A 14,446-nucleotide genomic window follows, 5' to 3' on the forward strand; every position below is an offset into this window, starting at 1 on the left:
ATGCCAGACTACGATTACATCCGCAGCGGCGACGCGATCTACGAGCGTTCTTTTGCGATCATCCGCGCCGAGGCCGATCTTTCGCGCTTCACCGAAGATCAAGCCGACATCGCCGTACGCATGATTCATGCCTGCGGACTGGTCGAGGCGGCCGAGCATTTCCTGTTCTCGGCCGATTTCGTCGGCGCTGCGCGCGCAGCGCTGAAGGGCGGGGCGCCGATCTTCTGCGACGCGGAAATGGTCTCCCAGGGCGTGACCCGGGCGCGGCTGCCGGCGCTGAACGAGGTGATCTGCACGCTGCGCGACCCAGCCACGCCGGAACTGGCGCTTAAGACCGGCAATACGCGATCGGCTGCCGCCATGCATCTGTGGCTCGACCGGCTCGGCGGCAGCGTCGTTGCGATCGGCAATGCGCCGACCGCGCTCTTCCACCTGCTCGAACTCCTGCGCGACGGCGCCCCGAAACCCGCAGCGATCCTCGGCATGCCGGTGGGCTTTGTCGGCGCGGCGGAATCGAAGGATGCGCTGGCGGAGAATTCCTACGGCGTACCCTTTGCCATCGTCCGCGGCCGGCTCGGCGGCAGCGCCATGACGGCTGCAGCGCTCAATGCGCTGGCGAGGCCAGGCCTATGACGACAAGCAGCCGTCTCATCGGCGTCGGCACCGGTCCCGGCGACCCGGAGCTTCTGACCCTTAAAGCTGTCCGCGCCATCGAAGGCGCAGACGTCATTGCCTATTTTGCCAAGCAGGGGAGGGGCGGCAACGGCAAGGCGATTGTCGAGCCGCTCTTGAAATCCGGCGTGACGCTGCTGCCGCTCTATTATCCCGTCACCACAGAGATCGACAAGAACGACGAACGCTACCAGAGCCTGATCACAGAATTCTACGACCGGTCCGCCAAAACCATCGCCGGCCATCTCGATGCCGGACTGACCGTCGCCGTGCTCAGCGAAGGCGATCCGCTGTTTTATGGCTCCTACATGCACCTGCATGTCAGACTTTCCCAGCGCTACCCGACGGAAGTGATCCCCGGCATCAGCGCCATGTCGGGCTGCTGGTCCTTGGCCGGCATGCCGATCGTCCAGGGGGATGATGTGCTTTCCGTACTGCCCGGTACGATGACTGAGACCGAGCTGACGCGCCGGCTGGCCGATACGCAAGCCGCCGTCATCATGAAGGTCGGCCGCAATCTGCCGAAAATCCGCCGGGCCTTGGAAGCCGCCGGCCGGCTGACGGAAGCCGTCTATGTCGAACGCGGCACCATGGCGAATGCCGCGATGGAAAAGCTTGCCGACAGATCTGATGGCGAGGCGCCGTATTTTTCGCTCGTGCTGGTGCCGGGCTGGGAGGGCAGCCGATGAGCGGAGCTCTTTTCGTGATCGGCACCGGCCCCGGCAATCCCGAGCAGATGACGCCGGAAGCGTTGGCTGCTGTCGAGGCGGCGACGGATTTCTTCGGTTACGGACCCTATCTCGACAGGCTGCAGCTCCGCGACGATCAGCTACGGCATGCTTCGGACAATCGCGAAGAGCTCGACAGGGCAGGGGCCGCACTTTCGATGGCGGCCGATGGCGCCAAGGTCTGCGTCGTCTCCGGCGGCGATCCCGGTGTCTTCGCCATGGCTGCCGCCGTCTGCGAAGCGATCGAGAATGGGCCGGCAGCCTGGCGCGCCGTCGATCTCACCATCCTGCCCGGCATCACCGCCATGCTGGCGGTAGCGGCGAGAGCCGGGGCGCCGCTTGGCCACGATTTCTGCGCCATTTCGCTGTCAGACAATCTAAAGCCTTGGAATATAATAGAAAACCGTCTCGAATTGGCGGCCAAGGCCGGCTTCGTCATCGCCCTTTACAATCCGATCAGCCGGGCGCGGCCCTGGCAGCTTGGCGAAGCCTTCAAGCTGTTGCGCGAGCATCTGCCGGCAACGACGCCGGTCATTTTCGGGCGAGCGGCCGGCCGGCCGGACGAGCGCATCGCCGTAGAGCAGCTGTCACAGGCCGATGCCTCGATGGCCGATATGGCGACCTGCGTCATCATCGGCTCGGCCGAGACCCGCATCGTCGCGCGGCCCGGCCGGCTGGACCTTGTCTACACGCCGCGCTTCATGGCGGGGGCGACGAGGTGATCGACCGCCGCCAGCGCCGCCTCGATAGTTTCGACCGTTTTGACTGTGGATGCCGTTGCGCGCGCCACCATCATCACCTCGATGCCGAGCAGGCGAGCCGCTTCGATCTTCGCATAGGTGGCGGCACCGCCGCTGTTCTTGGCAATGATTGCGTCGATGTCGTGCTGCTTCAGCAAAGCGCACTCGCCTTCCAGCGTGAACGGACCGCGGTCGAGGAGATAGTCGACATTGGCAAGCGCCAGCGGCGGCGCGACGGGATCGACGCTGCGGATGAGATAGAAATGCTGCGGCGCCGCTTCGGCAAAATGCGCGCCCTGCCGGCCCGCCGCCAGGAGGACCCGGCGAGGGGAAGAGCCGAGCGCTTCGATCGCCGCCGGAATGCTTCGCACCTCCTGCCAGCGATCGCCCGGCAGGCGTTGCCATTCGGGACGGCGGAGAGCGATCGCAGCGATGCCGCTGGCCTCGGCCGCAAAGGCGGCATTGGCGGAAATACGCTCGGCGAAGGGATGCGTGGCGTCGATCAGCAGGTCATATCCCCCGACCTTCAGGTAATCGGCAAGCGCCGCGGCACCGCCGAAACCACCAATGCGGACCGGAACCGGCTGCGCGGCTGGTTTTTCGGTACGCCCGGCCAGCGACAAAAGAACATCGCAATTTCCCCGTGCCGCCAGCGCCTCGGCGAGCAGCCGCGCTTCGCCGGTGCCGCCGAGGATCAGAATGCGAGGTCTTCCCATGTCTGATGTCTCTCCTGCTCCAGGCCCGCGCTGGCTGACTATTATCGGCATCGGCGAAGATGGTCCAGAAGGGCTCGGCGAAGAGGCGAGGCGGCTAATCGCTACCGCACCGGCCGTCTTCGGAGGGGCGCGGCACCATGCGCTTGCCGCGTCACTTATCACAGGCGAAAGGCTTTACTGGCAGAACCCGTTCGAACGCTCGGTCGATGCCCTCCTTCAAAGGCGCGGCACGCCCGTTGTCGTGCTCGCCTCCGGCGACCCGTTCCTCTACGGCGTCGGCGCAACGCTTTCCCGCCATGTGGCGGCCGAGGAGATGCACACCATCCCGGCGCCCTCGGCCTTCAGCCTTGCCGCGTCGCGCCTTGGCTGGCCGCTGCAGGATGTCACGACGATTTCGCTGCATGGCAGGCCGATCGACCTGATCCGGCCGCATCTGCACCCCGGGCGGCGCATCCTCGCGCTGACCTCCGACGAAAAGGGGCCCGGCGAGCTGACAACGCTGCTTGCCGCCACCGGCTTCGGTCAGTCGCGGCTTACAGTGCTCGAGACGCTTGGCGGAGTGCGGGAACGGCGGAGAAGCGCCACTGCCGCCGATTTCGATCTCGCCGACATCGATTCCCTGAACGTCTGCGCACTCGAAATCGCGGCAGGGGAGGGGGCGCGCATTCTGCCTTTCGCCGCGGGGCTCGAGGACGAGTTGTTCGAGCATGACGGGCAGATCACCAAACGCGAAATCCGGGCGGTGACGCTGTCGGCGCTGGCGCCGTGTCACGGTCAGCTGCTCTGGGATATCGGCGCGGGTTCCGGATCGATCGGCATCGAATGGATGCTGGCCGATCCCTCGCTGAAGACGATCGCCATCGAGCAGTCGCCGGAGCGGGCCGCGCGCGTCGCCCGCAACGCATCCGCCTTCGGCGTGCCGCATCTTGCCGTCATCGAAGGTAGGGCGCCCGGCGCGCTGGCGGGCCTGCCGGAACCGGACGCGATCTTCCTCGGCGGCGGCGGCAGCGAGCCCGGCGTCATCGATGCCGCGATTGCTCCACTGAAGCGGGGAGGGCGGCTGGTTGCCAATGCCGTGACCCTGGAGATGGAAGCAATGCTGCTTTCCGAACAGGCAAAACGCGGCGGCTCGCTGATACGGATCGAAATATCGCGCGCGGGACCTGTCGGCAGCATGAGCGGCTGGCGGCCGGCCATGCCGGTGACCCAGTGGCGCTGGACGAAAGGATGACGAGATGACGGTGCATTTCATCGGCGCGGGGCCTGGGGCTGCGGATCTGATCACCGTGCGTGGCCGCGATCTCATCGGCCAATGCCCGGTCTGCCTCTATGCCGGCTCGATCGTCTCGCCGGAACTGCTGCAATATTGCCCGGCGAATGCGCGCATCGTCGATACCGCGCCGATGTCGCTCGACGAAATCGAGGCGGAATATCTCAGCGCCGCTGCAGCCGGCCAGGATGTCGCCCGGCTGCATTCCGGCGATCTATCGGTCTGGAGTGCGGTCGCCGAGCAGGTACGCCGGCTGGAAAAACACGGCATCGCCTATACGATGACGCCCGGTGTGCCGGCCTTTGCCGCCGCAGCCTCGGCGCTCGGGCGCGAGCTGACCATCCCGGCCGTCGCCCAAAGCCTGGTGCTCACCCGCGTGTCCGGCCGCGCTTCGCCGATGCCGAACGACGAGACGCTCGCCAGGTTCGGCGCGACGGGCGCCACACTGGCGATCCATCTGGCAATCCATGCACTGAAGCAGGTGGTGGAGGAATTGACGCCGCTTTATGGCAGCGACTGCCCGGTCGCGATCGTCGTCAAAGCCTCCTGGCCGGACGAGCGCGTGCTGCGCGGCACACTGTCCGATATCGAAGCCAAGGTTGCGGCCGAGCCGATCGAACGCACGGCGATCATCTTCGTCGGCCCCTCGCTCGCGGCAGAAGATTTCCGTGAGAGTTCACTCTACGATTCGGCCTATCAGCGCCGGTTCCGAGGTCGCGAATAGCTTGCCATGATCGGCCGCACCGGCGGCCGATCATGAATTCGCTAGCCTCAAACCCGCGCGGTGAGATAGTCCATGCTGGCGCGAAGTGCTGCGGCCGGATCCTTGACCGCATGCACTTCGGCTGCGAAGGGCTCGAAGGAGAAGGGGCCGTTATAGCCTGCCTGCAGCAGCGCCTTGATCTGTCCGGCATTGTCGAGCCGGTCGTCGCCATCGACGAGCACGCGATGGGAATCGCGCATATCGGAAACGGAAACAGAGGGGTCGCTGACACCAGAGATATGCACGAGGCCGGAAAGCTCCGGGAAGGTTGCGGCTTCGCCGGCAAGGTGATGGTGGAAGGTGTCGTGGACCAGCTTGAAGGTCGATTGCGCGCCGAGTTCCTTGATCGCCTCGGCCGCCTCTGTCTTCGAGCGCAGCGAGCAGATCTCGAAGCCGAGCGGCTCGACGAGGCCGATAATGCCGGCTTTTTCAAGCATCGGCTTCAGCGCCGTCAGAGACTGGCGCAGATTGGTCTGGCGTTCCCCGTCGGCGCAGCCGGTGCCGTCGTTCTTCGGAACGAGGACCAGCGCCTTGGCGCCGCAGGCGCTGGCATAATCGATCAGCGCCTGCGCTTCGTTCGCGCGGGCTTCATTCCACTCGTTGAAGCGCTGCAGGGCATTGATCGAGATGATCGTCAGCCCATGGCGGGCAGCGGCTTGCTTGATCGCTTCGGGTTTGGTGCCGTCGAGAATGGCATTGCCGGAAAGGTCGTTGCGGATCTCGACCGAACCGATGCCGAGCGACTTTGCCAGCGCGAAGAAATCATCGATGGCAAGCGACGGCGCTGCCATATGGTTGAGCGCAAAGCGGATCGAAGTCATGACGGATATATCCTCCTCGTCTCCGCGACACAGGCGGAGCAGTTCCTCGTGAATGGGCGAACGAATCTCTATCGGAATTCGGAGGGCAATCCATCCGCCATCGCCGGCGACGGCCCTCATTGCTGAAAGAATTTCAGCCGCAATGATAGAATTCCATCATTCCTCAGATATTCTCCGTGATGTAGATGTCGAAAGGCAGGAAGGATTGGCCGGGAACGGCGGCCTCGCCATGCTCGATCGCGCCGACCATCAGCGACAAAAGCTCTTTGCAGAGAGCAGGCAGCGGCGTCGCGACCACCATGGTGACGATATCGTCGGCAAGGCCGGCCTTGCTCTCCGGTGTCAACTCGTTGACAACAAGCACGATCCGGCCATCGACGTTCTCTTCGCGAAACGCGGAAATTGCCCCCTCCATGCCGCCGCCGCAGACATAAAGGCCGACGAGATCGGGATGTTTCTGCAGCAGCGTCAGCGTCGCCTCATGGGTGATCTCGGCGGTCTCGAGGTTGATCAGCGTATCCAAGACGTCGAATTCCGGCGCATTCTCGCGGAAATAGGAGCGAAAACCGATCTCCCGCAATTCATGGCCGTGGAAGCGGTGGCTGCCGACGAAACAGGCGACCTTGCCGGGCTTGCGCGCCGTTCGCGCAATCGTCCAGGCGGCGGTGCGCCCGACCTTGCGGTTGTTGACGCCGACATAGGCATCGCGCACGCCGGTGGCGAGATCGGAGAGCAGCGAGAAGACGGGAATGCCGCGCTCCTTCAATTCCTCGACCGCCGTCGTCACCGCCGGATAATCCGGGCCGACGAGAGCAACGGCCTGATTGCGGGCGGCGAGCGTCCTGATCTTTTCGACGATCGCCGCCGGTGTTGCGGCGGAGGGAAAGTCGATCTGCGTCTGGATGCGCGCAGTCGTCACCGCACGCGCTGCGGTTTCGATCTCGCGCACGAAGCTCTGGTAGAAGGACTGCGTCGGTTTTTGCAGCAGGAAAGCCAGCTTATATTGCGGCAGGTCCTCGAAGACCCGCTGCCGGATCAGGCCAACGGCGTGGTAGCCGATCTGCTGGGCCGCATCATAGACCCGCCGCGCCGTCTCCTCCCGCACGCGGTGGCGGGCATTGAGAACCCGGTCGACAGTGGCGACGCTTACGCCGGAGGCGCGAGCGAGATCGGATATGGTGGGGCGGCGCATGACGTTCCTGATGGATTCGATCACGAATGCGAGCCATTCATGATAGGTTTTGATAGATTGCATCAAACCTGCATTGAGCCTCTTCCGAAGTCAACCTATTCTCTCGGCAACGGCAGAACGGGAGGCGGACGATGGCGATCGAGGCACAGAAACGGGACTACGACCTGCTCGGCGAAAGCGGCCGCACCGCCGTCGAGACGGGGCTGGCGGCAGCCGAATGGTATCACACCGATATTCCGCGCAAGGAGATGAAGGCGCTGATGCAGCGCTCCGATGCGCCGGCGATCCGTGACACCGTCATCTGGCTTGGCAGCATGCTGGTCCTTGCCGGGCTCGGCATCTATTTCTGGGGCTCCTGGATCGCTGTCCCCTTCTTCCTCGCCTATGGCGTGCTCTACGGCTCGGCCTCCGACAGCCGCTGGCACGAATGCGGTCACGGCACCGCCTTCAAGACGCGCTGGATGAACGATGCCGTCTATCAGATCGCCTGCTTCTTGATCATGCGCAATCCGGTGACCTGGCGCTGGAGCCATGCGCGCCATCACACCGATACCGTCATCGTCGGCCGCGATCCCGAGATCGCCGTCATGCGGCCGCCGGATCTCTTCCGGCTGGTGCTCAATTTCTTCGGCATTCTCGATGTCTGGCATGCGATCGTCGACATGCTGCGCAACGCCGCCGGTTTTATCGGCGCGGCGGAGAAGACCTTCATTCCCGAGATGGAGCAGCCGAAAGCGATCCGCATCGCCCGCATCTGGCTGGCGATCTATCTTGCCACGATCGTCGCCGCGGTCGCCATGGGCTCGATCCTGCCGCTGATGCTGATCGGCCTGCCGCGCCTCTACGGCGCCTGGCACCATGTGCTGACCGGACTGCTGCAGCATGGCGGCCTGGCCGACAATGTCATCGACCATCGGCTGAACAGCCGCACGGTCTACATGAACCCGATCAGCCGCTTCATCTACTGGAACATGAATTACCACGTCGAACATCACATGTTCCCGATGGTGCCCTACCACGCGCTGCCCAGGCTGCACGCGATGATCAAGCACGACCTGCCGGCGCCGAACGCTTCAATCCTGTCAGGCTACCGCGAGATGATCCCGGCCTTCCTGCGCCAGCTGCGCAACGAGGATTATTTCCTCAAGCGCGAACTGCCGGCCACCGCGCGGCCCTATCGCGAGGAATTCCACAATGAGCTGGCCCCGGCCGCGCAATAATCACAATTAAGGGAGGATAAGATGAGCGGAAATTGGATCGAGGTCTGCGGCAAGGACGAGATCGACGAAGAGGATGTCATCCGCTTCGATCATGGCGGGCGCACCTTTGCGGTCTATCGCAGCCCCGACGACGAATTCTTCGCGACCGACGGGCTCTGCACCCATGAACAAATCCATCTCGCCGACGGGCTCGTCATGGATGAGATCATCGAATGTCCGAAGCATAATGGCCGCTTCAACTACAAGACGGGCGAAGCCAAGGGTGCGCCGGTCTGCGTCAATCTCAAGACCTATCCTGTCAAGATCGAAGGCGGCGCCGTCTTCATCTCGCTCTGACGGAGGCTGGTGTGGCTCATTTCGTCATTCTGGGGGCAGGCGAATGCGGTGCGCGTGCCGCCTTCGCGCTGCGGGAAAAGGGTTTTGACGGCGAAATAACGCTTGTCGGCGCCGAACCCCTTCATCCCTATGAACGGCCGCCGCTTTCAAAGGCGGGTTCCGCCGATGCCAGCGATCCGAAATTCATCGCTGCACTGGAAAAATACGCCGATAGCGGCATTCGGCTGCTGACCGGCCTCGAAGCCAGGGATCTGGATATCGCATCCAGGACAATCACGCTTTCCGACGGGACGACGCTTTCCTATGACAAGCTTCTGCTGTCGACGGGCGCAGCCGCACGTTCGTTCCCCGGCACGCCGGAGGGCAGCGCCCATATTCGCTCGCTGCGGACACATCGCGATGCGGCGGCACTGCGCGATGTGATGAAGCCGGGCAAGCATATCGCCATCATCGGTGGCGGCTTCATCGGGCTAGAACTTGCGGCGACGGCGCGCATCCTCGGCGCCGAGGTCACCGTCATCGAGGGACTGGAACGTGTGCTGAAGCGCGGCGTGCCGGAAGAAATCGCCGATCTCCTGACCGAGCGCCACCGCGCCGAGGGCGTCGATATCCGCTGCGGCGTCTCGATCGAAAGGCTGACCGAGGAAGGCGGGAAGGCCCTGATCCGATTGTCGGGCGGCGAAGTGATCGAATCCGATCTCGCCCTTGTCGGCATCGGCGCGCGGCCGAACGTCGAGATCGCCGAAAAAGCCGGGCTGACGGTCGAAAACGGCATTGCCGTCGATGTCAATCTCAAGACCTCGGCACCGGATGTCTTTGCCGCCGGCGACTGCTGCTCCTTTCCGCTGTCGATCTATGGCGGGCGCCGGGTGCGGCTCGAATCCTGGCGCAACGCCCAGGAGCAGGGCACATTGGCCGCGGCCAACATGCTCGGCCTCGATGAAGCCGTTTCAGCGGTGCCGTGGTTCTGGTCGGATCAATATGACATGACGCTGCAAATTGCCGGCCTTGCCGAAGGCGCTGTCACGCATCAGCGCCGCGATCTCAGCGCAGGCGCCTTCATTCTGTTCCATCTCGACGCCGACGGACGATTGATCGCCGCAAGCGGCATCGGGCCGGGCAATTCGGTGGCGCGCGACATCCGCCTTGCCGAAATGCTGATCGCAGCCCGCGCCCATCCGGATCCCACGGCGCTCGCAGCCAATGACGTCAAACTGAAATCCCTGCTGGCCGCCTGAGCCGCCCGATATATTCACCCTATATTTTCAAAGGAATTGACGATGAAGAAACATAAGCGCGCGACCGTCGCCGATCTGCTGGCGGAAAAGGGCAAGCGCCAGCTCACCATGCTGCGCGTCACCTCGCTGGAGGAGGCGGATGCTGCCGAAAAGGCGGGGATCGACATCGTCTCGGTGCCGCCCTCGCTGCTCGGCCCGGTCTTTCGCGAGATCGCCCCGACGCCCTTTGCCATTCCGGGCCTTGAATATGGCGACCACGTCTCGGCCGAGGACTATCTGCGCGCCGCCTTCGCCGCGCTGAAGGCCGGCGGCGATGCGGTCTATTGCGCTGCCAGCCTGCAGACGATCCGGCGAATGCGCGATGAGGGCATTCCCGTCTGCGGCCATCTCGGGCTGATCCCGTCGAAGGCGACCTGGACCGGCGGTTTCCGCGCCGTCGGCAAGACGGCGGCAAGTGCTGCCGAGATCTGGCGACAGACCAAGGCGCTGGAAGAGGCCGGTGCCTTCGCCGCCGAAATCGAAGTCGTGCCGGGCGAGGTCGCCGCCGCCATCAGCAGCAACACCGCGATGCTGATGATCTCCATGGGCGCCGGCAGCGGCTGCGACGCCCAATATCTCTTCGCCGACGACGTGCTCGGCGCCAATCGCGACCATTATCCGCGCCATGCCAAGGTCTACCGCAACTTCGCCGCCGAACACGACCGGCTGCAGCGCGAACGCATCGCCGCCTTCACCGAATTCGCCGAGGATGTCCGCACCGGCGCCTACCCGGAAAACCGCCATCTCGTCGGCATCGACGAAGCGGAATTGAAGATTTTCCTGGATGGGCTGGCCGGCGGGACGGGAAATCGTTGAGGATAAGTGCCCGCCTGACGTTGCCTTCGCTTACGCTCAGCGCATTCGCTTCGCTCACCCCCTCATCTGCCTGCCGGCATCTTCTCCCCGCTGGGGAGAAGGGGGTGTGGCAACGTCCCACTCCTCTTGAGACCTTTGCTATAGGAATGGCCACCGCGCGGCTTGCTCCCCCTTCTCCCCAGCGGGGAGAAGATGCCCGTAAGGCAGATGCGGGGGGGGGTGAGGAGCGCCAGCAACGAACGCCTTGAGCGGCAAGCGAAAGGCAAACGCTGCATACCGAGGCGCCCCCTCAACCGCCTCCGGCACCGTCTTCCCGTTGGGGAGAAGGGGGAACCCGCCATTGGCTTCCGCCCCCGCCTGTGTCAGGAATGACCCTTTCGGAACGGAGTATTCGGTCCCCTGTGACGATTGGCTTTGCGCATGCAGAATTGATTGCGGTGCTCGTCGCGGTGACGGGGGATGAGCCGCGTGTGATGACGATCCGTTCCGGCAATGCGCTGCCGTCGGGCCCGTTCGAAATGGGCCATCGCACCCTGCAATCAGGCCTGCGCGAATGGGTGCAGGAGCAGACGGAGCATCCCGTCGGCTATCTCGAGCAGCTTTATACCTTCGCCGACCGCGACCGGAACAACGATATCCCCGGCGGGCGGACGATCTCGATCAGCTATCTCGGCCTCGTCAACGAGCAGTCGGGCGCCGGCCGGCCGGGTTGGCACGGCTGGTATGAATATTTTCCCTGGGAAGACCACCGGAAGGGCCGGCCGGCCGTGCTGGATGAGATCATGACGCGGCTCAGCCACTGGGCCGATGCCGATTCTTTCAGGCGCGACCACCGCCATCGCCGGGCGGATTTCGCCTTCGGCCTCGACGGCGGCGGCTGGAACGAGGATCTGGCGCTGCAGCGCTACGAACTGCTCTATGAAGCGGGGCTCGTCGCCGAAGCCGGATGCGCTGGTGAAGCGAATCTCGGCCGGGCGATGTTTGCCGATCACCGCCGAATTCTTGCGACCGGGATCGCAAGGCTGCGCGCCAAGATCAAATACCGCCCGGTCGTCTTCGAACTGATGCCGGAGAGCTTTACGCTCCTGCGGCTGCAGCGCACCATCGAGGCGCTCGCGGGGCTGACGCTGCATAAGCAGAATTTCCGCCGCCTGATCGAACAGCAGGAACTGGTCGAGGAAACCGGCGGCACGGAAAGCGAAACCGGCGGCCGGCCGGCCAAACTCTTCCGCTTCCGCCACACGGTGCTCGAAGAAAGGGCGCTGGCCGGAACGAAATTACCGCTCTCCCGCAATTGACATATGCTCACCGTGAGAATATCTATTTGCCCGTGATATGCTCAAATAGAGCATAATAAGGAGCCGGTTATGAATCATTCTGTTTCCGCATCCTCGCTCTACGAGCGCGTCAGCCGCGTCATTCCCAAAGCCGAATGGATGACGTTCGAAAACGACGTCGACGCCATTCTCGAGCTCAAGCGCCGCCGCAACGCCGTCATTCTCGCGCACAACTATCAGACGCCCGAGATCTTTCACGGTGTGGCCGATATCGTCGGCGACAGCCTGGCGCTCGCCCGCAAGGCGATCGAGGTCGATGCCGATATGATCGTGCTGGCCGGCGTGCATTTCATGGCCGAGACCGCCAAGCTTCTGAACCCCGAGAAAACCGTGCTGATCCCCGATCTCGGCGCCGGCTGCTCGCTGGCGGATTCGATCACGCCTGAAGATATCGCGCTGTTGCGCCAGGCTCATCCCGGCGTGCCGATCATCACCTATGTCAACACTTCGGCGGCGGTGAAGGCCGCCTCGGATATCTGCTGCACCTCGGGCAATGCCAAACAGGTAGTGGAATCGCTCGGCGTGCCCAAGGTGCTGATGATCCCGGACGAATATCTGGCGCGCAACGTCGCCCGCGAGACCGATGTCGAGATCATCGCCTGGCACGGGCATTGCGAAGTGCATGAACTCTTCACCGCAGAGGACGTGCGCCAGCTGCGCGAAAACCATCCAGGCGTGACGGTGCTCGCCCATCCCGAATGCCCGCCCGAGGTGGTGGCCGAGGCCGATTTTGCCGGCTCCACCGCTGTCATGTCGGATTATGTCGGCCGGCAGAAACCGGCGCGCGTCGTGCTGCTCACCGAATGTTCGATGAGCGACAATGTCGCCGTGCATCATCCCGAGGTCGAGTTCATTCGCCCCTGCAATCTCTGCCCGCATATGAAGCGGATCACCCTGGCCAATATCCGTGCGGCGCTCGAGGAAAACCGCCACGAGGTGACCGTCGACCCGGCAATTGCCGTGGCGGCGCGCCGCGCCGTCGAAAGGATGCTGGCGATATGACCGAGATTCTCCACAATCTCGCCGGACAGACGGTGATCGTCGGCAGCGGCCTTGCCGGGCTGATGACCGCCCTGACACTGGCGCCCGAACCTTGCGTCATCGTCACGCGCGCCGCCCTCGGCACCGAGACGTCGAGCGCCTGGGCGCAGGGCGGCATCGCCGCCGCCATGGGCGCCGACGACAGCGCGGCGCTGCATCTTGCCGATACGCTCGTTGCCGGCGACGGCCTCTGCGATCCTACGGTCGCCGCCGGCATCATCACCGAAGCATCCGCGGCGATCTCAGCGCTGGAGCGGGCCGGCGTCCGTTTCGACAGAAATACCGCCGGTGAACTCTCTTTCGGGCTGGAGGCTGCCCATAGCCGCCGCCGTATCGTCCACGTCGAAGGCGATGGTTCGGGGGCGGCGATCGTCGCCGCGTTGGTGCGGGCGGTGAAGCAGACACCGTCCATCACCGTGCTCGAAGGTTTTGAGGCGCGGCGGATCATAATGGATGGCGAGCGTGTCGCCGGCCTGCTCTGCGCGACCGCCAACGGCGCCGCCATCCTGCCGAGTTCGAAAGTCGTGCTCGCCACCGGCGGCATCGGCGGGCTTTACGATGCGACCACCAATCCGATGGGCAATTTCGGCCAGGGCATCGCGCTCGCGGCAAGGGCGGGTGCCGATCTCACTGATATGGAATTCGTCCAGTTCCATCCGACGGCGCTCGATTCCCGTCGCAGGCCGTTGGCGCTCGTCAGCGAGGCGGTGCGCGGCGAGGGGGCTCTGCTCGTCAACGAACGCGGCGAACGCTTCATGGCCCGCACCCCGGGCGCCGAGCTTGCGCCGCGCGACGTGGTGGCGCGCGCCATCAGCGCCGAAATCGCCCGCAGCGGCCGGGTCTTCCTCGATGCCCGCGATGCGCTGGGCAGCCGGTTTTCCACCCGCTTTCCGGTCATCTCAGCCCTTTGCGGCGAGGCCGGCATCGATCCGGCGAAAGACCTCATTCCGGTACGCCCGGCCGTTCACTATCACATGGGCGGCGTTGCGACGGATGCCAACGGCCGCAGCTCGGTTGCAGGACTCTGGGTCGTAGGCGAGGCGGGCTCGACCGGCCTGCACGGCGCCAACCGGCTCGCCAGCAATTCGCTGCTGGAGGCGGCGGTGATGGGCATGCGGGCGGCGCGCGACCTCTCTTCCATGCCGGCGAGCCGTCCCGGCACCCGCTTCGCCGAGAGACTGCCGGCGCCAGCCGATGCATCGCTCGTCCGGCCGATTGTCTCACGCCATCTCGGCGTCTTGCGCAATGCCGGCGCCGTTGAGGGCGCGATCGCCGCGCTGCTACCGCTGGCCGAAGGCGACGGCCCCGCCGCCGATCCTGCTATCGTCGCGCTGCTGATTGCCGTCTTTGCCAGCCTGCGGACGGAATCGCGCGGCGCCCATGCCCGCACCGATTTTCCGCTGAAGCTCGGCGCTACCGACCGGCGCCAGATGCGCCTTTCCCAAGCGCTGGAAATCGCCCGCGCCAAGCCGCCCTATGCCCTTGCCCCGCTCTATACTCTTGCAAGGAGTGCCTGA

General features: G+C 64.5%; 15 protein-coding genes. 12 read left to right on the plus strand and 3 right to left on the minus strand.

Annotation, left to right across the window (positions count from 1 at the left end; genetic code table 11):
- Genes FHX14_RS00800 through FHX14_RS00810 form a run of 3 tightly spaced genes read left to right on the plus strand, consistent with a single transcriptional unit; the run spans position 1 to position 2,122 of the window.
- On the plus strand, positions 1-633 hold the full coding sequence (locus tag FHX14_RS00800) for a precorrin-8X methylmutase (protein ID WP_012555378.1): 633 nt from the start codon (positions 1-3) through the stop codon (positions 631-633).
- Entirely contained in the window at positions 630-1,361 is a 732-nt protein-coding gene (locus FHX14_RS00805; RefSeq protein WP_054184012.1) for a precorrin-2 C(20)-methyltransferase, read from the plus strand. Before FHX14_RS00800 ends, FHX14_RS00805 begins: the two co-directional genes overlap by 4 nt.
- Positions 1,358-2,122 carry a precorrin-3B C(17)-methyltransferase gene (locus tag FHX14_RS00810; protein ID WP_054184011.1) on the plus strand — a complete coding sequence of 255 codons (765 nt, stop codon included), beginning with the start codon at positions 1,358-1,360 and terminating at the stop codon, positions 2,120-2,122. The genes FHX14_RS00805 and FHX14_RS00810 overlap by 4 nt, the downstream gene beginning before the upstream one ends.
- Here the strand turns inward: FHX14_RS00810 and FHX14_RS00815 are convergent.
- Positions 2,086-2,856: a cobalt-precorrin-6A reductase gene (locus tag FHX14_RS00815; RefSeq protein ID WP_184375454.1), complete on the minus strand. Its 771-nt coding sequence runs from the start codon at positions 2,854-2,856 to the stop codon at positions 2,086-2,088. The two genes, FHX14_RS00810 and FHX14_RS00815, sit on opposite strands and share 37 nt — an antisense overlap.
- Between FHX14_RS00815 and cbiE the strand changes: the two genes are divergently transcribed.
- Positions 2,855-4,087: a precorrin-6y C5,15-methyltransferase (decarboxylating) subunit CbiE gene (gene cbiE, locus FHX14_RS00820; RefSeq protein ID WP_184375455.1), complete on the plus strand. Its 1,233-nt coding sequence runs from the start codon at positions 2,855-2,857 to the stop codon at positions 4,085-4,087. The two genes, FHX14_RS00815 and cbiE, sit on opposite strands and share 2 nt — an antisense overlap.
- Positions 4,088-4,091: 4 nt before the next feature.
- A complete protein-coding gene (gene cobM / locus FHX14_RS00825) occupies positions 4,092-4,850 on the plus strand; it encodes a precorrin-4 C(11)-methyltransferase (RefSeq protein ID WP_184375457.1) in 759 nt (252 codons plus the stop codon).
- Between the two features lie 47 nt (positions 4,851-4,897).
- Here cobM and FHX14_RS00830 read toward each other — a convergent pair whose 3' ends face one another.
- Together FHX14_RS00830 and FHX14_RS00835 are read right to left on the minus strand one after the other, a co-directional pair.
- Positions 4,898-5,710 (minus strand): TIM barrel protein, encoded by an 813-nt coding sequence (locus tag FHX14_RS00830; protein WP_184375459.1) that lies wholly within the window; start codon positions 5,708-5,710, stop codon positions 4,898-4,900.
- Between the two features lie 163 nt (positions 5,711-5,873).
- A complete protein-coding gene (locus tag FHX14_RS00835; RefSeq protein ID WP_184376224.1) occupies positions 5,874-6,902 on the minus strand; it encodes a LacI family DNA-binding transcriptional regulator in 1,029 nt (342 codons plus the stop codon).
- A gap of 131 nt (positions 6,903-7,033) precedes the next feature.
- On the opposite strand from FHX14_RS00835, the gene FHX14_RS00840 reads away from it, so the two are divergent.
- From FHX14_RS00840 to FHX14_RS00870, 7 genes are all read left to right on the plus strand, one after another.
- Positions 7,034-8,122 carry a fatty acid desaturase family protein gene (locus tag FHX14_RS00840; protein WP_184375461.1) on the plus strand — a complete coding sequence of 363 codons (1,089 nt, stop codon included), beginning with the start codon at positions 7,034-7,036 and terminating at the stop codon, positions 8,120-8,122.
- Between the two features lie 21 nt (positions 8,123-8,143).
- Positions 8,144-8,458 (plus strand): MocE family 2Fe-2S type ferredoxin, encoded by a 315-nt coding sequence (locus tag FHX14_RS00845; protein WP_003594985.1) that lies wholly within the window; start codon positions 8,144-8,146, stop codon positions 8,456-8,458.
- Positions 8,459-8,469: 11 nt separating this feature from the next.
- Positions 8,470-9,696 (plus strand): FAD-dependent oxidoreductase, encoded by a 1,227-nt coding sequence (locus FHX14_RS00850; protein WP_184375463.1) that lies wholly within the window; start codon positions 8,470-8,472, stop codon positions 9,694-9,696.
- 42 nt (positions 9,697-9,738) lie between these two features.
- The gene (locus FHX14_RS00855) at positions 9,739-10,551 is read left to right on the plus strand and encodes a 3-methyl-2-oxobutanoate hydroxymethyltransferase (protein WP_184375465.1); all 813 of its coding nucleotides are present in this window, start codon (positions 9,739-9,741) and stop codon (positions 10,549-10,551) included.
- A gap of 401 nt (positions 10,552-10,952) precedes the next feature.
- Positions 10,953-11,849 (plus strand): hypothetical protein, encoded by an 897-nt coding sequence (locus FHX14_RS00860; RefSeq protein ID WP_184375467.1) that lies wholly within the window; start codon positions 10,953-10,955, stop codon positions 11,847-11,849.
- 69 nt (positions 11,850-11,918) lie between these two features.
- A complete protein-coding gene (gene nadA / locus FHX14_RS00865) occupies positions 11,919-12,890 on the plus strand; it encodes a quinolinate synthase NadA (protein WP_184375469.1) in 972 nt (323 codons plus the stop codon).
- On the plus strand, positions 12,887-14,446 hold the full coding sequence (locus FHX14_RS00870; protein WP_184375471.1) for an L-aspartate oxidase: 1,560 nt from the start codon (positions 12,887-12,889) through the stop codon (positions 14,444-14,446). The genes nadA and FHX14_RS00870 overlap by 4 nt, the downstream gene beginning before the upstream one ends.

The sequence above is a fragment of the Rhizobium sp. BK619 genome (assembly GCF_014195245.1).
In the GTDB taxonomy this organism is placed as follows: domain Bacteria; phylum Pseudomonadota; class Alphaproteobacteria; order Rhizobiales; family Rhizobiaceae; genus Rhizobium; species Rhizobium acidisoli.